Consider the following 19,126-nt stretch of genomic DNA (forward strand, 5'->3'; position numbering starts at 1 on the left):
CTCTCGCTTATTGCACTTTGTCCAGATAATCGCGTTGGAATTCCGCTGCTGCCTGGTCAAGCAGCTTCTGCGGGTCGGCCTTCTCGTTTGTCAGCACCGCCTGGATCACGACGTCAAGCGCCTTGTACAGCTCCTGCGCGTTAACCGGCGGCTCCGGACGAAGACCGTTGGAACCGTTCTTCATATAGTCCTCGAACAACGCCATGTTTACATTCTCATACTTTTTGACAATCTCCCGCTCCGCCGCAACGCGCTCCGGATCGGTCCAAATTTGCAGCCCTTGCGGGCCTACCGGGTAACCTTGCTCAACCTGAATTTTCAGATTCGCCTCCAGCGCTTCGAGCGCTTCCGGCGTTGCCTTCGGATTCAGGCCGCGCAGATCAAGCCACTTGAACGCCGCGTCCAGCTGCTCCGGAGTAGATCCAGGGGCGAACATGTGCAATCCTCCTCCGAGCAGTGCTGCCTGTCCAGCCGGTCCGGCAGGAAGTGCCGACAGTGCAAGGCTGTCCTTGGACATCTTGGCATTCAGGACAAGCGGGGCGAGAAACTCGTACATGCCGAACGCCATGCCTGCCTGATCGGTGCCGAACGACATCAGCAGATCGTTCATATCGACCAGATTGTTGTCCGGCAGAACGTTATATTTCCATTTCAAATCTTTAACATACTGCAGAGCCTGCACCGCTTCCGGCGAGTTGAAAATCGCTTTCCATTTGCCGTCCACCTGCTCCTCGAAGTCGGCTCCGTGCGCCCAAGCGATATTCATGAACATCCAGCCGCCCTGATTCGTCTTCGTCGGGAAGAAGAAGCCCGGCTTGCCTGTTTTTTCTTTGATTGCGACTGCAGTCTGTGCCAGCTCTTCGTACGTTTTCGGAAACTTCGGCACTCCGTTCGCATCCAACAATCCGGCTTCTTTGAAAACGTTAAGGTTGTACATGACGCCGATCACATACCCGTCCTTCGGCAAGCCGTAATATTTGCCGTCCCGCTCCACCAGCTTGAGCAGCTCGGGATTGATGCCGGTATCAAAGCCATACTTCTTCATCATGTCGGTAATATCGGCGGAGTAATTGGCTTTAATAATTTTGTCCGCTTCCGTGTAGAAGGAATCGTAGAGAGTCGGAAGCTGGCCGCTGACCGCCTTAGGCAGGAACGATACGACGTCGTAGCCCCATTCGTCGCGCTCGATCGTCACGTACGGATACTTCTCGTTCATTTTCTTTTCCAGATCGGCGAACAGTTGAGTCGACGCTTCGTCGTTAGGCTTCGGCCAGTTGCCGATCTTGATCGTAACCGGTTGCGGCTCTTCGCTTGACGGCTCGGAACTGGCCGTCTGGGACTCCTGGGCGGTCGGCGACGAGGTTGCGGACGGCTTCTCCTCCTTGCTCCCCCCTCCCGAACACGCGGATAACAGTAATGCAGCGATCATTAGCCAGACCGTCGAAAGCCCGATTTTTTTCCGTTGTGCAGTTGTCATTCTCTGAACCCTCTCTTCATATCGAAATGTTGTAAAGCGCTTTCTCTGAGTGCGTTCTCAGGTTACCATACCGTCGGAATCCGCCAGTAGGCTGCAAAAGTGCGAAACGGTTTGCGATTCTGTCCGTTTCCCGGGTCAGCCTTTGATTCCGCTGAACGTGTAGCCCTTCATAATCGATTTTTGGAATAGGATAAAGAAGACGACAGGCGGCACAATGGCGAACGTCAGCGTAATAAACTGCAGATCGATCGGCATTTGACTGCGCATATTGTAGATGGCAACGATGACCGTCCACTTCGCTTGATCCTTGAGCACCATGAACGGCCAGAAGAAGTCCATCCATACCGCATTGACGGTCAGAATTGTAATCGTGACGAGCACCGGCACGCTGAGCGGGATGACGACTTTGGCGAAGATTCCGATTTTCGTCGCACCGTCTATCTTCGCCGCTTCGAGCAGCGATTGCGGAATGTTGTCGAAGAAGCTTTTGAAGATCAGAATGACGACCGGGTTGACCGCGGCCATTAGCCACATGGGCCAAAACGTATTCGTCAGATTCAGATGCAGCAGCGGAAAATCGACGATGTTCGAAAATAACGGAACCATGCCCACCGTATTCGGAAGCAGCAGCGTCCAGACGATTAGCGTGAACAGGAACGCGCTGCCGCGCGGCTTCAGCTTGGAGAAGAAGTAACCCGCCAGTCCGTTAAACAGCAGACAGAACAGCACGGAGCCTGCCGTCATATACACCGTGTTGACATAATAACGCATGAACCTTAGCTCATTCCAGGCTTCGCCCAGCTTGCCGATGTCGAACGTCTCGGGAAGCAGCGTCGGCGGCATCCGATAAAATTCCTTGATATCCTTCAGGCTGGACACCATGACCCAGATCGACGGGAACAGGCAGACGATCGCAAGCACGATCATCAACAACAACAGCAGCCCGTATAGCAGCCTGACGCCCGGAGTTTTGTATTCCAAATGTCCAATAATGCCCGTTACTTCCGTTTTGCGCACAGGTTACGCCTCCTTGTCGAACTTTTTGTCCAGCCAGAAATAGACGACGGTCAGCACCATCAGGATCAGGAACGTAATGACTCCGAGCGCCATCGAGTGACCCGCCTGAAAGTATCTGAAAGCATAGAAGTAGCTTTGCAGCATAAGCGACATCGAGGCATTGTTCGGTCCGCCCTCCGTCATGACGAGCGGCTCTCCGAACACCTGGAACACGCCGCTGATTTGCAGGATCAGCATCAACCCGACGATGTTCGAGATTTGCGGCAGCGTAATGCGGAACAGCTTGCGCCAGACGCCGGCTCCGTCGATCGAGGCGGCCTCGTACAGCTCCTGGTTGATGCCCTGCAGACTGGCCAAATACAGCAGAACGGTGCCGCCGAAACCGCGCAGCGTCATCGTGATAACAATCAGCGGGATCGTCATGCTCGGGTCCTGCAGCCAGCCTTGCGCGGGGACGCCGAGATAGGAGATCAGCATGTTAAGCACGCCGTTCTGGCCGGGCTGGAATAGCAGCAGCCACACCATAGATGCGGCGATAGCCGGCACCATATTGGGAAAATACACCGCAAAACGGAAAAACGACTTCCCATGCCGAAGCTCGTTAATGATGATGGCTACGGCAATCGGGAAGGCGAATCCGATGACGAGCGACCAGAAGACGTACAGGAAAGAGTTGATCAACGTCTGGCGGAAAACTGAGTTCTGGATGACGTCGACGTAATTTTGCAGACCGATGAATTCGACGGCCTTGTAGCCCTCCGTCTTGTAGAAGGAGAGCACGATACCCGATACGAGCGGCTGCCAGGCGAATACGAAAAAGACGAGGATCGTCGGAACGACGAGCAGCCACGAGGACCACTCGCGAGACAGATAGCGAACGATTCTACTGGCAGCCGTGCGCCTCTGAGCGGTATGGACGGGCATATTGGTGCGGGCGATCATGGCGTTATCCTTTCTGCGAATGCGGAAATAGGGAGATACGTCCATGATAGCGCTTCACCAAGGCAGCCGACAGATGTCGAACCTGCTAAAAGGTTTGGATATCGACTAGAATGAGCGGTCGACCGCAAGGCTCAAAAGCCGGTTGTTAATTCTCTTGTAGCGGCGCCAATCCTCATGCAGCCGAGTGCTGTTTGTCACGATCGCTCCAGCGATCGCGTATTCGGGATCAATCCACAGCATGCAGCCGCTAAAGCCGGTATGGCCGACGACGGAGGAGGTATGCAGGTCGCCGAAGCAGCCGTAGCGATCCTCGGCACCCTTCACCCAAAAGGCCGGCGTCTTATTAAACCTACCTGCGCTCGCTTCGGCCAGCAGCCAGCGAACGGTGCGCTCGTGCAGCACGGCTCGGCCATCGACTGCTCCTCCGTTCAGCAGCAGCCGTCCCAGCTTCAACAGGTCTTCGGCGCACGTGTACAAACCGCTGTCTCCCGTCGTCGCCCAATCGGCCAGCTCCAGCATCGCTCTGCCGTCCGTCGCGATCGGGAAGACGACGCTGCCTTTGCGGGCGGCAACGACGTCGAAGGTGCTGCGCGTCATGCCCAGCGGGTCAAGCAGCGTCTCGCGGGCGAAGCTGTTCAGATCCGTACCGGCGATGCGTTCGATCAGATCGGTAAGGATTGCGTAGCCTTCGGTAAAATACAGGGCGGATTGCCCCGGCTCGCTCTTCCTGTCCGCGATGCGATAGATTGCATCGAAATACGCCCGTCGTCCCGCTTCGCCGTCCTGCACGAGCGGGCGCTCCGGCTTGGCCGATTCGTTGTCGTAACCGGCCGAATGGGAGAGCAGATGAAAGATGTCGGTATCCTCGAACGGATACTCCGGGATGATCGACCGTACCTTGTCGGTCAGCGTCAGCTCGCCCGCTTCCACAAGCTTGGCCAGCAGCATGGCGGTCACCGGCTTCGTAACGGAGCCGACATTAAAGATCGTATCGGCTCCGATCCTGACCCGCTCGTTGTTTAAGGTGGCCGCCGTCTCGCCCTCGTAGACCGCCAGGCGGGTCGCTTGCGCGTCGGTGACGGCAACGGCGAAGCCTTCGGCCCAGCCCTCCTCCATTCTGCGTCGCAAAAACAGCCCCAACTCCGCTTGCTTGTTTGTCATTGTTCATCGTTCCTTTCGTAATCGGTCGTGGGTTCCTCCAAAAATGAACGAAAGCGAATTTGCGGCAAAGCGTCGGAAGCTTGGGCAGCGGCGACTTCCTCCGCCAGAAATCCCCCGCCCGTCTTGGGAATGCAGCGCACGGAGACGACCCTTGTCTCACCGGGAAGCAGCGTAAAATATTGATCGTCGCTCTCCATCCAGTAAAGGTCCGTCAGCTCCTCCGCATGGACGTGCATAGCCGCTGCCGTTCCTTCGTTGGCGATGACAAACTCCGCCGTCGCCAAGCCCTCTGCATAGCGCCATTCCCCATGCCGACGTACAGCCGTCTTGGCATTGCGGGCGAATGTGAGCGCCCCGGCGTACAGCGACCCATCCGAGATCGAGAAGAAATAGACGGACGGGGGCTGCTGCGGGAGATCGCATCGCTCCGTCTCGCAGCGCACTCGAACCAGCACGAGTCCGTCATTCGTATCCGGCATGCGAAAATCGAGCTCTCCGATGCGCAGCGCCCGCTCATTCGCCGTCGTTCCTTCGTATCGCGCGACATGGTGCACCGTGCCTTGGACGTCCAGCACCTCGACCGTCACCGCAACGGGAATGCCGGCCTCGCAGGCGTGAACGTACAGCGAATGACGGAACGGTTCGCCTTTGCCGTAGTCCAGCTTCCGGTAATCCAGCGAGGCGTGAAGCGGAGCGAATGCCTGCTTCATCCAGTAGTAGGCCATCTTCGGCTCTCCGTAATAGTCGACGAGATTCGTACAGGACACATTAGGCCACGGCTCGTTAAGCTGCCAAATAATACTCCCGCTGTTGTTGAACTTGCGTCTGCGGTTCGCTTCCAGAATAAAACGCAGCCCCTCGGCCTGCATCCACTGGCTGCAGTCGGAGAACGCGGCCAACTCCGTCATCGGTCCGAATACCTCTTCATCCCGCTCCAACGTGTCCCACCATTCGCCGTGATGCCTCCATACCATGCTCGCCTTCATCGACGCAGGTTTACGATGGGGCTCACTTAGAAACTTGCGCAGGCTTTTGCTCCGGCTCAGTCCGTCTACCCCGAATTCGCTGTGGAATAAGTTGTCATTGTCCCCGTACAGCTCATAATGGCGAGGGTTGCCCTGGTACTTCCAATGTCCGTGCACGTCGTGGCCCAGTCCTTTTTCCTCCGTGATATATTCGACCGGGCCGGAGGCGGAGGTCGGCAGGAACAGCCGGTTCGGATCGTACTTCCTTACGAGATCGCGGAGAAGCGCCAGATTCCCGTCGGTCAGATCCGACGGTTTATTCGGCTCGCTCATTAGCTCGTTGCCTCCGCTCCATACGACAAGCGATACGTGATTCCGTCTGGAAGCTAGGGCAGCTCGCGCCGAACGCTCCAGCAGCTCGATAAACTCCGGCCGCTGCGACGGATTATTATCCACGCCCGAGCTGGATTGTATAAACTCCTGCCAGACCAGAATGCCGTTCTCGTCGCACAACTCGTACAGCCGCATTTTCTCAATGAGCCCGCCGCCCCATACGCGCACCAGATTAACATTGCCTTCCTTCATCAGCCGCACCGCCCAGGCGTACTGTCCGTCCGTCACATTGCCGTACAGATGGTCGATCGGCGTCATGTTGACGCCCCGGATATAAATGCGTTTGCCGTTGATTTTCACCGTGTAAGGAAGAGCGTCCTCCGGCGCGCCCTCGTTCGCCATATATTCCAGCTTACGAATACCGGTACGATACACGCGTTCGTCCACAGTGACGCCATCGGCCTGAAGCAGCAAACGTACCTCGTAGAGCGGCTGTGCGCCATACCCGTTTGGATACCAAAGCTGCGCCTGCGGAATCTCCAGCTCAAGAACGACCTCCCCTCCGATGCGAGCCTCGGTCTCTCGTTCGGCTGCAAGCTTTCCCTGCGGATCGTAGCAGCGCGCGATCAGCCGCAAATTGGCCTGAGCTTCTGTTCCGACGGCCGATGCAATTTGTTCGATTCCGACGCTCAGCCGGATGTGCCCCTCAATATCTTCCGCAGCCGCCCCTTCCGTTCCGCCTTCGCGCTCAGCCGTATCCGCATCTGTGTGCAGATACACCTCTCCGATCGAATGGCATTCATGAACTCTAAGCACGACATCGTCCCAAATCCCCAGGTTAACAAGCCGCGTCGAGAAATCCCATTTGTAGTTGAACCTGCTCTTCTGCGTAAAGGTTTCCGACGTTTTGCCGATCTGCGCCATTTCGTCGGGAGCATGCCTCAGCAGCACCGCGATTTCGAGCGTTGCCCGCTCCTCGAACAGAGCTGTAACATCGAACGCCGCTTCGTGATACATCCCTTTGTGCTCGCCAAGCGGCTTCCCGCCCGCATAGACGACCGCCTCGTAATCCAGCCCTTTGAAGACTAGCTCGATCCTCTCGCCAGTCTGCTCCGGCCGAGAAACCTCAGTGCGGTACAGCCACCAACGGTTTTCCACCCATTCGCATTGCAGGCTGTTTAAGTCCTTGTAAGGATGGGCAATCAGTCCCGCACGATATAGATCGTAATGAACGCCTCCGGGTATGGTAGCCGGAAGCCAATCCGTCACGCCGAGCAGCTCTTGGCCCAATTCCATGCTTGTTCCTTTGATCGGAACCCAGGGCCAGAAGCCTTTCATTTCCCATGCCGAGCCGCCGATATCGATTTCCCTCATGACGAATAACCTCTTTTCTACGTTAGACTAATCTGATCTTACGTCCAAAAAGAGGTTGTTTCAATATTATTTTAAACTTGTTAAATAAAATTATTAATAATATTTGCAACAGAATTCCGCTTTATGAGCTCCGTTGCAAGATACAATGTCTCCGGTCGCGCATCCGGCCGCTCCATTCGTCGCAGCAGCAATTCGACGGCTCGCCTGCCGATCGTCTCCTTGTCCGCATCCAGGCTCGTCAAGGATGGAGCGGTCCATTCGCAGCGTTCGACATTGTCAAAGCCGACAACGGATATATCCTGCGGGCAGTTCAGCCCTAGCGCCGCTATCTGCTCCAAGGCGGAGAAGGCGATCGAGTCGTTAGCGCACACGATCGCGGTAACGCCGCCTTTTAGCGCTGCAGAGAACTCAACTTCCGGCAGCACCAGCTTATCTCCTTCAAGCAGAATCGAGTCGACGAAAGTGAGGGTGGGGGCCTTCCCTTCCGTCGACTCGAATTGCGCCACAGCTCGTTCGGCTCCGCGCTTGCGTTCCTCGAAGCTGAACGAGAAATCCGAGTCGCCTGCGAACAGAAGCTTCCGATGCCCCTGCTCCAACAGGAAGGAAGCGGCCTCGCAGCCACCTCTGAAGTTGTCCGCAAGCACGTGATCCAGCTTTAGACTATCCGCCATAACGTCCGCCAACACGACCGGAATCCCCGTCGCCATCACTTCGGCAATGTAGCCGACGGGAACGCGGCCCATGATCACCGCTCCGTCGACTCTGCGATCCGTTATACAGCTCGGCAGACCGTCCTTCACCGGCTCGTCCGTCGCAATGCCTCCCAGCACGAGACTGAAAGCCGAGCGATGAAGCTCCTCCTCCGCTCCGCCGATGACCTTGCCCCAAAACTCGGCGTCCTTGAGATGCGAACGCGGCATTAACACCGCCACATTGCCCGTGCGCGAGGAGGGCACGATCGCCGCCGAGGAGTTGATCGGATAGCCCAATTCAATCGCCGTCAGCCTTACCTGCTCTTTCGTTCTGTCGCTGATCTGCGCGTCGTTCGACAACGCTCTGGATACAAGCGACTTCGATATGCCCAATTTATCCGCGATGTGCTGCATCGTCGGCTTTTTCCTTGATCCTTCCACTGCCGCACCTCTCACCGGGGATGTCAAAGCCGTTGTACCCGACCTTGTTTCTGTTGCACGACATGCCAGGCCTCGTGAGGCAGATGCTGCTCCTGGCCTGAGGCGACATGTATGTCGGTTCCTTGCGCATAGGCATGAGCGTTAAGCTGCGCAGGCTTATCGGAATGACGATGGATTTTCACATCGTCCATCGAGTAGCCGGATAAATTCTCAATCCCGCTCTTCAGGTTGTCCTGAGGTTCGGAAGGAGTCGCTTCCATCATGTCCATCGTCGCCTGATTGCCGATCGACGCCTGCAGGGCAAACATCTGATCCGCTTGCATGCCGTGCGATCCACGAGAACTCCCTCTCGACTTGTCGCTTGAGCGTTGGCGGTCTGCTTCCCGTCTAATTCCTTGAAAACGCCTCGTCCCCATCGCTCATCCCCCCCCCCATCCGTCCAATTAAACTCGAAACAACCCGTTCCCGTTTAACGGAACGACCGGCTCCCTGTCGATCGCCAGTCCGTCCATACTGCCATGCAGCGCCACGTCAACGAGCCATTGCGTGAAAGCCGCGACGTTCATCGTTTCCATCTCTTTCATACTGTAAAACCCGGCGGCGTCGACCTCGACCCCGTCCGGAATCGGCTCTCCGCCGACGTAATCCATCTCGAACGCAATGTAGACGTTATGAATGCTTCTGGGCTGATCCCGCAGCGCGATAATTCCCTTCACACAGGCCTCGACGCCGCTCTCTTCCCGCACTTCCCGGACAATCGTCTCTTCAATTGGCTCAAGCTGCTCGATATATCCGCCGGGATTGGTCCAATAACCCTTGCCCGGCTCTTGCGCCCTGCGCACGAGCAGCACTTTGTCGTCTTTCACGACAAGCGCGCCCACGCCGATGCTATAATTGCCCCAATGGACGAAGCTGCACTGCGTGCAGGCCCTTCTCGGCGTGCCGTCCACTTCTCTTGTTTCCATTTTGCCGCCGCATGCGGAACAATAGTTTACTTCCACCTGATGTCACCTGCTCGATATGTTGTTAGATTTCGGTTGCATGATCTTCATTCAGTAAACTTTTTTGCGAAGCTCGGCAATTTTCTGTTCCGGCCATCCCGTCACTTTACTGATAAAGCCGGGATCCATCCCTTCACGCAGCATGTTGATAGCTACGGTCTCCACGCCATGCTCCATTCCCTGCTCAATTCCTTGCTCAATTCCTTGCTCAATTCCTTGCTCAATTCCTTCCTTAATCCCCTTTTCGTATCCTTCCCGGCTCCATGCCGGCATCAATTTGTCCACGATATCTCCCTCCTCCGGATATTTTTCGCCAAGCTCCTGAAGCAGCGACACATCCTCGCTGCTATCGCACTTATTGTACAGATCGGCGACCGACATGATCAGCGCCAGCTTTGCGTCATCCAGCTTCCTCCGCAGGCGCAGCAGCATTCGCAAATAAGCGAACCGCACCTCTCTGATCTCGCTCTCATTATACCTCATCTTTGCAAGCAGCGCAGCGGCGACCGGGTTGTCCGAGTCGATAAACCGGCGTCTCCACCGACTCGTCCGAATATAAAAAAGCACACCCACAGACGCCCAAAAGGCGCTGCCGGGTGTGCTTCACGACCGGTCGAATCAATATGTTATTGCCATTATTATTGTCGGGGAGCCAGATCCTTGTCAAGCTGCAATCAGATGACTTCCCGCTCGTCATTGCCCGGAAGCGCCGGGAATGAGGCATGCGGCTCCGACTGATACCAGAACACCGTTGAGGCGATGTCGCTTTGCTGAGGCAGATAACGTCCGCCGGAGCGCCAGCCTAGATCTTGAATCGTTATCTTCAGCTCCGACTCGAAACGGATCGGGTCCATGACATGCCAGCGGTACATGCCGAAGCGCTGCTGGCTGCGATACAGTCCATCGGGCTTAATGACCTGGTGCATGCCGAGATACGGAGTGGAATAGGTGCCGTACTCGCCCTGGGGCTGCTCCCAGTTCCACGCCCCGCCGAAATAGTCCTCCGTTCCTGTGCCGCAGATCGTCGGAAAATCGCGGTCTCCGTCCATATAAAACTTGATTTCTCCTTCTCCCCACCAGCCCGTGTTGTTCACTTGCCAGGCCAGATACACGCCCACATAATGGCCCTTCCCTTTAACGCCATCAAGAATCGTATGAACGTCCTTGTAAGGCACAGGACTGCTTCTGCGCCACTGAGCGTGAAAATAAGCCGCATCCTCCGGTACGTCGGTCAGCGTATAATCGATCTGGTAATAGAGCACCGCCTTCTCCCCCGACTTATTTTCCACGGTCAGACGCGCCGCTTTCCGGAACGGCATTTGCCAGTAGCTATTCATCCCTCCGGCCGGATTAACGGCGACGGGAAGCGAGTTGACGTTGCACCTTTCCTGCCAGCCGTTGCAGAACAGATCCCCTACCGGCGCCTCGACGGACGGCTGCTCTTCATCGTCCCAGTACATACGAACGATCAGACTCCGCCAGGTCGTAGGAAAACAGGTTAACCAAATATGCTGAATGGCGCCCATCCCTTGAATATTCGCCATCTCGAAGGTCGCTCCCGGCTCGATCTCGACGGAAGGCGAGACCTTCCAGCCGATCCCCAGATCGCGGGCGCAGCCGGCGCCCGTTCCTTCCGTCGCCATACCTCCCTTGCCCTTCTCGCCTGTGAAGTTCTCGGCACTGATCGATCTCGTTACCGCATTCGACAATCGGGATAGATTGCCAAGCCCCATGTCCAAGCCGTTAAATGAATACATGACGATGCTCCTTTGATTGATTATTGTCATGGCTCTTGATGATGAATACAATTAAAACAACGCTTACAACGTTAATATTATTAGATCATCGTCTCTTTTTCTTTAGCAGGGATCGACCTTTATTTAACGAATATTGCTCATCTCAACTGAGATACTCCATCTTAAGGAGCTGATCCCTTATAGACTTGAATCGCTTATCGCCCTATATTCGCGTTGCCTGGGATTCGACGATCTACCCTCCGGTTCATATTCCGGAAAGGGTTCTTTTCGACTATGAGTTGCTGTACATCAAAGAAGGAGAATGCGAGGTTATTGTGGATGGGATCGCCTATAAGGGCATACCCGGAGACCTGTTTCTGTTCAAGCCGAACCAGCCTCATTCTATACGTACAATGAACGATCGGCCGCTGCGTCAGCCGCATCTTCATTTCGATCTGTATTATCAGGACGACAGCCCCGAGGTTCCGATATCGTTTAAGCCTTATTCCCGGTTAAACGAGCGGGAGCGGCAATGGATTCGTCCGAACGACCTGCGAGACATGACTCCGCCGCTCCCCAGCCATATTCGCCTCAACAAACCGGAAGCCATCGAACAGTTGATGATGGACATTATTTTCGAGTTCGACAGCAAATTCCCTTACTACGAGACGACGGCCAAAGGCTTGTTCATTCAGCTCTGGATGCACCTTCTTCGAGAAATCCATTGGCAGCGCAGCCCGCATCTTCACTCCAACCGCGAGCAACTGGATCGGGTCAAAAACTATCTGTCCCATCATCTCCACGAAGAAGCGACGCTTGAAGAGCTCGCCGGGCTGGCCAATATGAGCAAATATTACTTATGCCGGCTGTTCAAGAAAGCTTACGGAATAACGCCGATTCAATACCATCTGTCCGTTCGGCTGGAGAAGGCGAAAGAAATGATCCGTTTCACCGACCTATCGTTGACGCGCATCGCCGAAGAGCTGGGCTTTCAGAGCATACATGCGTTCAGCAGAGCGTTTCGCACGCGCGAGGGGGTGTCCCCCTCCGCTTACCGCAAAACAAGCTAACCGATCGTTCCATGCCGTTACGCGAGCGAATTCACGCGTTCGACCGCCTCTTACGGTCTGGCGGACCGTTATGCGAGCGAATCTGCGCGTTTGATCGCCTCTTACGGTCTGGCAGACCGCTACGCGAGCAAATCCGCGCGTTTGAATGCCTCTTACGGTCTGGCGGACCGTTATGAGAGCAAATCTGCGCGTTCGACCACCTCTTACGGTCTGGCGGACCGTTATGAGAGCGAATCCGCGCGTTTGAATGCCTCTTACGGTCTGGCAGACCGCTACGCGAGCGAATCCGCGCGTTCGACCGCCTCTTACGGTCTGGCGGACCGTTATGCGAGCTAATGTAAGTCAATTCATCGGACATACGCAAAAAGCCGGGAGATTTTCTCTCCCGACTTGTCCCGTTTAACACTGAAAAACGAATTTAGTTTGACGCCTTAAACGATTGAAAAACGTTGACGAATCTGCGCGTAATCAACTGCGGGCGGGTTATCGCTGTCCCGACGACAACGGAGTGAGCCCCCGCTTGCAAGCAAGCCTCACACTCCTCCGGCGTCCAGATTCTCCCCTCAGCCAGAACCGGCGTCTCGCGCAGCTCGGCCAGTCTCCGAACCAACTCGATATCGGGCCCTGCCTGTTGCGGGCTATGCGGAGTATAGCCCGACAGCGTGCTCGATACGAGATCGACGCCCAGCTTCATCGCGGCGACTCCTTCTTCAAAAGTCGATACGTCGGCGACAATGCCAACCTGCGGACATGCTTCGCGAATGCCTGCAATGAAATCCTCTAAAGATTGACCGCCAGGCCTCGGCAGCGAGGTCGCATCGACGGCGACGAACTCCGCTCCGGCTTCGGCGATCTCCTTTACTTCGGACAGGGTCGGCGTAATGTAGACGTCGGAATCGGCATAATGCTTCTTATACAATCCGATCAGCGGCAACCCGCACTTCCTCTTGATCGCGCGCACATCCTGAGGCGTGTTGGCCCGGATCGCCACCGCTCCGCCTTCCGCTGCCGCTGCCGCCATCACGGCCATATGCTCCGGGCCGTACAACGGTTCGTTATCCAAGGCCTGGCAGGAAACGACAAGCCCCCCGGCCATTTGATCAATAAGTTTTTGAATCATTTCATCACCTGCTATTCTAAGTTTGCATAGCCAAATGCGGACTCGCAATACTTTGCGATGGCCTCATTATAACAGTCAGTTCTCCCCAATTAAAGATATTTCTTTTATTTTAATAAATAAAAGAGGATATAATCTCCAAAATGAGAGCTTAGAATGCCCATTAATTACGCTCATTCGTTTAGAGATTACCACCGTACAGCCACACTTGAGCTGCCGCTCCGATCACTCCGGCGTCGTTGCCGACATAGGCGGGCAGCAACCGGTAAGCCGATCTGACGCTTGGCGATGTGCGGCCGCGCACCTCTCGGTCTAGCTCATCCAGAAAGACGGAGCCCGTCTCCGAAACTCCCCCGCCGACGATGACCGCCTGCGGATTGCACATGTGAATGTAGCCGGCGATTGCCGCCGCAAGCGCGCGGATCGCAATTCCCATAACCTGCGCAGCTTGCGGGTCACCCTGGAGCCATGCCTGCGCGATCTCGCGGGAGTCCGCTCGCCAAGCGGGAAGCTCCTTGGCTGCGTCGATCAACTCGCTCCCGAGTCGAGCAATGCCCGAACCGGAGGCGTACAGCTCCACACACCCGTTGTTGCCGCAATTGCCGCAGCGCGGTCCGTTAAAATCGACGGAAACATGGCCCAGCTCACCGGCACAGCCCTGTGCCCCCCGAACGATCCGCCCCGCTTCGACGATCGCACCGCCGATTCCCGTTCCAAGCGCAACGCACAGAAAGCTGTCCAGTCCCAGTCCCGCTCCATACAGCCGTTCCGCGACTGCGACGACATTCGCGTCGTTGTCCACATAGGTCGGCAAGCCGAATCTCTCTTCCACGCGCGCCTTGATCGGCGTCCCTGTCCAGCCCGGCAGCTGATCTCCGGCAAAAGCAACCGTGCCCGAAGCAAAATCGATTTGCCCGGCGCTGCCTACGCCGATGCCCGTAATTCGGGCGTTCGCGGGCATCCGACTCAGAATTAGCCCGATTCCCGACAGCAGCTTACCCATCACTTGATCCGGCCCAAGCTGCGCTTCGGTCGGCAGCAGATGACGGTCGACTACGCGTCCCTCCCGATCAACGGCGGCAATTTGAATTTTCGTCCCCCCGATGTCCGCTCCAATCGCATACTCCATCTTTCTCTCCCCTTCTATTTAAATGGAACCAATGAAGAGGGAAGAAGCCATTCTCTTCTTTCACTTCAAACGGGTCAGCTCTCCGAAGCTTCATTGGTTCATTTCAGGAAATTCGAAATAATCCTTTTATTATCTCATTTAAGGAGAATTTAATCTCCAATCAAAATCAAGCGGATACCCTAATTAGAGGGCCGCTTCATTCCCCAGACTTAAACTATCCTATTCAATACAGCTTGTCCACGACCGACATCGCCGTCTTGTCCAGCGCCTGATTCGCTCCCTGCGCCTTCATCGTGAGCAGCGTGGTCAAAATATTAAGCAGATGAACCTGAGTGAACTTCGTCGACAATGCGCCGCCCTCGGTCGGCAGCTCTCGGGACGGGACAAGCAGCACCGTATCCGCGTAGGCCGCGATCGGCGAGCGCAGATGGCTCGTCAGGCAGATCACGACGGCTCCGTTCTTCTTGGCCTGCTTCACCGGGTCAACCAAGTCGCGCGTGCTGCCCGACGTAGAAATGCCAAAGACGAGATCGCCGGGCTTAACTAGCGAAGCCGACATCGCAATGATGTGGGAGTCCCGATGGGCTTCGACGTTAAATCCGGTGCGCATCAGACGATAATGGAGATCCAGTGCCGTAATGCCGGAAGAGCCGACGCCGTAAACATAGATTTTGTTCGCGGCCAGCATCTGGTCGACCGCCATTCGAAGGCTGTCCGCGCTAAGCAGGTCCAGCGTGTTCTTCAGCATCATCTCATGATTCATCGTCACCTTGCGGGCGACGGTCATCAAGTCGTCGTCTTCGCCGATCACCGCGTTGGCGAGCGATGAAGGCCGGTCCACCAGATCCTGCGCGACCGACAGTTTAAATTCATGATAGCCGCGAAACCCCAGCTTGCGGCAAAACCGGATAACCGACGTCTCCCCGACGCCGGCTTGCTCTGCCAAGTCCGTCACGGTTGCCAGCACCGCTTCTTCCGGATTGGCGTTTACGGCGTCCGCCACCTTCTTCTCGGCTTTCGTCAGCGCCGAATAGATGCTCGAAATCATGAGCAGCGTATTCGATTGACTCAGCTTGCTCCCCACTCTAGCCAATCGTTCTTCACCCGTTTCTTTTCGTTTAATAGTTCAAGCATACCGGATATAAAAACGACTGACAAGCAACGAATCGGATATTATTTTCATTTTCCACATTTATATCGGAATTTCTTTTCAGACTATACTCGGATTCTCTCTAATGACCATTTCCGGAGCCTTGGAAGCCAAACAAGTAAACGAATGGCAGTGAAAGTAAAGAGACGGAAATAGAATCCTCTCCGGCGCCGCTCTATAATCGAGAACAGCAAAACTAAAACGTTTACAAAAGAGAGAGCAAGGTGACCCTATGCGTCGTAGATTTACCGATTCCCTGACGGGATATTTGTTCATTGCGCCCTATCTTGTCGGAGCCGTTGTTCTTTTCGTCATTCCGGCGGCGATGTCGCTCTACTATTCGTTTACGAGATTCAAGGTGATCTCGCCGCCCGAATTCAACGGCCTCGATAACGTGCGGATGCTGCTGAACGATTCGTCCTTTATGACGGCTTTCAAGAACACGTGGCAGTTTGCCCTGATTTACGTGCCCATTCAGGTCGCGCTTCCGCTGCTGTTTGCGGTGATGCTCACCTATTCCGGACGATTTTTCAAGGGCAAAGGAATGGCCGTCCTGCGCGCCGTGTACTATTTTCCCGCCGTCCCTTCCTGGTTTGTCGTCGGAATGGTGTGGATCTGGCTGCTCGCACCCGAAATCGGCATCGTCAACGGCATTCTCAGAGCGTTCGGGATGTCCGACATCGCTTTCCTCGGGATCGGCTCCGGCACGCTGATTCCCGCCCTGGCGCTGGTCGCCGTATGGAAAGGCCTGGGCTATGCGATGTTCATCTACTATATCGGCTTGAACAATATTCCCGAATCGCTCTACGAATCCGCCGAGATCGACGGAGTGACGAGGTGGCAGCGCCTGCGCAGCATTACTGTGCCCCTGCTCTCCCCGACAACGTTTCTGGTCGTGATCATGTCGATCTCCAGCGCTTTCCAAGCGTTCGACCAGCAGTTCACGATGGTGTTCAACCGGTACAACAAATATTCGGATACCCACCTGATGGTCTATCTCTATGAAAAGGCGTTTCGCTATTTGGACATGGGCTACGCGTCCGTGATCGCCTGGGTATCGTTCCTCTGCATGATCGCGGTAACGCTTCTTGTGCTGCTGCTGCAAAAGCGCTGGGTTCACTACGAAGAATAGGAGGCGAATCTATTGAACAGTCACGCATATCCCGGCAGGTCCGGAAGAAACCGCAGCTTCTTCTCGATCTTGAATGCCGTCATCCTGCTGGCCGGCGCGGCCACAATGCTGCTGCCCTTCGTCTGGATGATTCTGGCTTCGCTGAAAACGAACGGGGAGTTCCTGAATACGTTCAAGTGGTTCCCCGAGACGCCCCGTTGGGACAACTACGAAAAGCTGCTGTTTCCCGACAAGGGGCATCCGTTCCTGCTGTATTTTTACAACACGGTCAAAGTAACCGGACTGGCGATGATCGGCACGGTTCTGTCCTGCAGCCTTGTCGCCTTCGCCTTTGCGAGAATTCCGTTTCCGGGCAAAAGCTTCATTTTCGGCTTTGCCGTAATCTCGATGTTTCTGCCGTCCCAAGTGACGATGATCCCCCAATTTATGATCTTCAGAAATCTGGGCTGGATCGGCAGCCATTACCCGCTGATCGTTCCGCCCTTTCTGGCCACCGCCTTCGGCATCATTTTGCTCCGTCAGTTTTTCCGCTCCATTCCGAAGGAGATGGACGAGGCGGCCAAAATCGACGGCGCGGGATGGTTTAAGATTTACAGCCGCATCCATCTGCCGCTGATGATCTCTCCGATGCTGACTTTGGGAATTCTCACCTTGCAGGAAAAATGGGGCGAAATCCTGTATCCGATGATCTTCATCGGCAAAGACAGCAGTTTATGGACGATGGTGCTGCGCATCCGCGACATTTCGACCGGGCAGTACAACCAGAGCCCCGAGCTGGAAATGGCCGGCAACGTGCTGCTCGTGCTGCCGATCATCGTGCTTTTTATCGTCGCGCAGCCCTACTTCGTCAAGAGCATTTCCACTTCCGGTGTCAAAGGATAATATCCCTGACATAAAAACGAACGCAACCTTAGGAGGGGTACAAGTGAGCAAGTCAAGAAAGTCGGTTTTATCGCTGTTTGCGCTCGTCATGCTGACCTCGGCGGCGCTGACCGCCTGCAGCTCGAACAACAATAACGGAGGGTCCGCCAGTCCGTCGTCGTCATCGTCCCAGGCAAGCCCGGATTCAACGGCGGAGGCCAGCGGCAATACCGCGGATAACGGTGAGCCCGTCACCATTCAGGTCGCCTATTACGCCGACGAGAAAGCGCGCGAAACGTTCGGGCAAATCATTGACAAGTTCATGGAAGCCAACAAGAACGTCACGGTCGAAAACGTAGGCACCGACTGGGGAACGCACTATACCAATTTAAAGGTAGACTTGGCGGCGGGCCAAGGTCCGACCGTCTACTTGCTGGACGGCCCGTACATCGCGCAATATGCGAGCGAAGGCGCGATCGAAAACCTGACCGACCGTCTGAAGGATGTTAAGCTCGACGATTACTTCGGCTTCGAGGCGATCAAGAACGCGAACAACGAATATTTCGCCGTTCCGCAAGCGATTCAAGTCAATGCGCTGTACTACAACAAGGAGATGTTCGATGCCGCCAACGTCGCTTACCCGACGGCGGACTGGACGACCGACGACGTGTACGAGGCGGCACAAAAGCTGACGAACGCGGACGCCAAGCAATACGGAATCGGTCTTGCGAACCATTTCCGTTACGGATGGTATACGACGATTCGCCAATTCGGCGGAGACATTCTGGACGAGTCCCGGACGAAGAGCACGTTCGCCAGCGATCCCAAGGTCAAAGAAGCCATGGTGTATATGAAAAAGTTCTGGGATGAAGGCCTTACTCCAAGCCTCGTGGCGCAGGAAGGCGAAATCACCCCTAACCACGGCACTTGGTTCCCGAGGGGCATCGTCGCCATGTTCTACGACAACTTCGCCAGAAGGCTGTCCAACGATCAAGAAGGGATCAACTACGACGTGTCACTTATGCCGAAAGGAGTTGGAGGCGTCAATTACAGCGCGCTCGTCGCCAATTCCTGGGTACTGAACGCGCATGCCAAGGATGCGGAGAAGGAAGCCGGCTGGAAATTCATTGAATATTTCCTGAGCGATGAAGCGCAGCAGCTGAACGCCACCCTGTCGGAAGGCATCACCGCAAAGAAATCTACGGCAGAAGCAGCATTGTCCCAACATCAAGGGAATCCGGAGCACATCAAGGTGTTCCTGGACAGCATGCAGTATGCGTCGAACGTCGGGGATAATCCGCTGTGGGAGGAATGGATCGGGGCGATTGATCCGATCTTCACGGAATACCTTTCCGGCAAAATCACGATCGATCAGCTCCTGGAGCAAGGAGACAAAGCCGCGCAAGCGGTGCTCGACAAGCTGAAATAAAACTATCCGTGCTACAATGGGAACTAGTTGCTCACACGATTGACGCATCGATGCCTGGGGCGTGTATGCAAACCCGCTCAGAGGCATCTATCACCGCCT

The 19,126-nt window shown here is 55.5% G+C and carries 18 protein-coding genes; 5 read left to right on the forward strand and 13 right to left on the reverse strand.

Annotation, left to right across the window (positions count from 1 at the left end):
* Window positions 1-7 precede the first annotated feature (7 nt).
* The 10 genes from J4772_RS28835 to J4772_RS28880 all read right to left on the reverse strand — a co-directional run bounded on the left by J4772_RS28835 (window position 8) and on the right by J4772_RS28880 (window position 11,160).
* Entirely contained in the window at window positions 8-1,477 is a 1,470-nt protein-coding gene (locus J4772_RS28835; protein WP_209072513.1) for an ABC transporter substrate-binding protein, read from the reverse strand.
* 135 nt (window positions 1,478-1,612) lie between these two features.
* Complete coding sequence (locus J4772_RS28840; RefSeq protein WP_209072514.1) at window positions 1,613-2,494, reverse strand: carbohydrate ABC transporter permease; 882 nt, start codon at window positions 2,492-2,494, stop codon at window positions 1,613-1,615.
* A gap of 3 nt (window positions 2,495-2,497) precedes the next feature.
* Window positions 2,498-3,481, reverse strand: a complete 984-nt coding sequence (locus tag J4772_RS28845) for a carbohydrate ABC transporter permease (RefSeq protein WP_209072515.1) — start codon at window positions 3,479-3,481, stop codon at window positions 2,498-2,500.
* Between the two features lie 60 nt (window positions 3,482-3,541).
* Entirely contained in the window at window positions 3,542-4,597 is a 1,056-nt protein-coding gene (locus tag J4772_RS28850; protein ID WP_209072516.1) for a serine hydrolase domain-containing protein, read from the reverse strand.
* On the reverse strand, window positions 4,594-7,269 hold the full coding sequence (locus tag J4772_RS28855; protein WP_209072517.1) for a glycoside hydrolase family 2 protein: 2,676 nt from the start codon (window positions 7,267-7,269) through the stop codon (window positions 4,594-4,596). The genes J4772_RS28850 and J4772_RS28855 overlap by 4 nt, the downstream gene beginning before the upstream one ends.
* Window positions 7,270-7,349: 80 nt before the next feature.
* A complete protein-coding gene (locus J4772_RS28860; RefSeq protein WP_209072518.1) occupies window positions 7,350-8,402 on the reverse strand; it encodes a LacI family DNA-binding transcriptional regulator in 1,053 nt (350 codons plus the stop codon).
* Between the two features lie 23 nt (window positions 8,403-8,425).
* Window positions 8,426-8,818, reverse strand: coding sequence for an eCIS core domain-containing protein (locus tag J4772_RS28865; protein WP_209072519.1), 393 nt, complete (start codon window positions 8,816-8,818; stop codon window positions 8,426-8,428).
* 27 nt (window positions 8,819-8,845) lie between these two features.
* Window positions 8,846-9,403, reverse strand: coding sequence for an NUDIX hydrolase (locus tag J4772_RS28870; RefSeq protein WP_209072520.1), 558 nt, complete (start codon window positions 9,401-9,403; stop codon window positions 8,846-8,848).
* Window positions 9,404-9,454: 51 nt separating this feature from the next.
* Window positions 9,455-9,970 (reverse strand): RpnC/YadD family protein, encoded by a 516-nt coding sequence (locus J4772_RS28875; RefSeq protein WP_209072521.1) that lies wholly within the window; start codon window positions 9,968-9,970, stop codon window positions 9,455-9,457.
* Between the two features lie 107 nt (window positions 9,971-10,077).
* Entirely contained in the window at window positions 10,078-11,160 is a 1,083-nt protein-coding gene (locus J4772_RS28880) for a glycoside hydrolase family 172 protein (protein WP_209072522.1), read from the reverse strand.
* 185 nt (window positions 11,161-11,345) lie between these two features.
* On the opposite strand from J4772_RS28880, the gene J4772_RS28885 reads away from it, so the two are divergent.
* Window positions 11,346-12,209: an AraC family transcriptional regulator gene (locus J4772_RS28885; RefSeq protein ID WP_371822771.1), complete on the forward strand. Its 864-nt coding sequence runs from the start codon at window positions 11,346-11,348 to the stop codon at window positions 12,207-12,209.
* A 90-nt stretch (window positions 12,210-12,299) separates the two neighbouring features.
* On the forward strand, window positions 12,300-12,545 hold the full coding sequence (locus J4772_RS28890; protein WP_209072523.1) for a hypothetical protein: 246 nt from the start codon (window positions 12,300-12,302) through the stop codon (window positions 12,543-12,545).
* 82 nt (window positions 12,546-12,627) lie between these two features.
* Here J4772_RS28890 and J4772_RS28895 read toward each other — a convergent pair whose 3' ends face one another.
* The 3 genes from J4772_RS28895 to J4772_RS28905 form a co-directional block, all read right to left on the reverse strand.
* Window positions 12,628-13,329: an N-acetylmannosamine-6-phosphate 2-epimerase gene (locus J4772_RS28895; protein WP_181917547.1), complete on the reverse strand. Its 702-nt coding sequence runs from the start codon at window positions 13,327-13,329 to the stop codon at window positions 12,628-12,630.
* Window positions 13,330-13,507: 178 nt separating this feature from the next.
* Window positions 13,508-14,455 carry an ROK family protein gene (locus J4772_RS28900; RefSeq protein ID WP_209072524.1) on the reverse strand — a complete coding sequence of 316 codons (948 nt, stop codon included), beginning with the start codon at window positions 14,453-14,455 and terminating at the stop codon, window positions 13,508-13,510.
* A gap of 223 nt (window positions 14,456-14,678) precedes the next feature.
* Window positions 14,679-15,548 carry a MurR/RpiR family transcriptional regulator gene (locus tag J4772_RS28905; RefSeq protein ID WP_209072525.1) on the reverse strand — a complete coding sequence of 290 codons (870 nt, stop codon included), beginning with the start codon at window positions 15,546-15,548 and terminating at the stop codon, window positions 14,679-14,681.
* A gap of 289 nt (window positions 15,549-15,837) precedes the next feature.
* Between J4772_RS28905 and J4772_RS28910 the strand changes: the two genes are divergently transcribed.
* Genes J4772_RS28910 through J4772_RS28920 form a run of 3 tightly spaced genes read left to right on the forward strand, consistent with a single transcriptional unit; the run spans window position 15,838 to window position 19,027 of the window.
* Window positions 15,838-16,737 (forward strand): carbohydrate ABC transporter permease, encoded by a 900-nt coding sequence (locus J4772_RS28910; protein ID WP_209072526.1) that lies wholly within the window; start codon window positions 15,838-15,840, stop codon window positions 16,735-16,737.
* Window positions 16,738-16,749: 12 nt separating this feature from the next.
* Window positions 16,750-17,619, forward strand: a complete 870-nt coding sequence (locus J4772_RS28915; RefSeq protein WP_209072527.1) for a carbohydrate ABC transporter permease — start codon at window positions 16,750-16,752, stop codon at window positions 17,617-17,619.
* Window positions 17,620-17,662: 43 nt separating this feature from the next.
* Window positions 17,663-19,027 (forward strand): ABC transporter substrate-binding protein, encoded by a 1,365-nt coding sequence (locus tag J4772_RS28920; RefSeq protein WP_209072528.1) that lies wholly within the window; start codon window positions 17,663-17,665, stop codon window positions 19,025-19,027.
* Window positions 19,028-19,126: the final 99 nt, after the last annotated feature.

The sequence above is a fragment of the Cohnella sp. LGH genome (genome assembly GCF_017671885.1).
Classification (GTDB): domain Bacteria; phylum Bacillota; class Bacilli; order Paenibacillales; family Paenibacillaceae; genus Cohnella; species Cohnella phaseoli.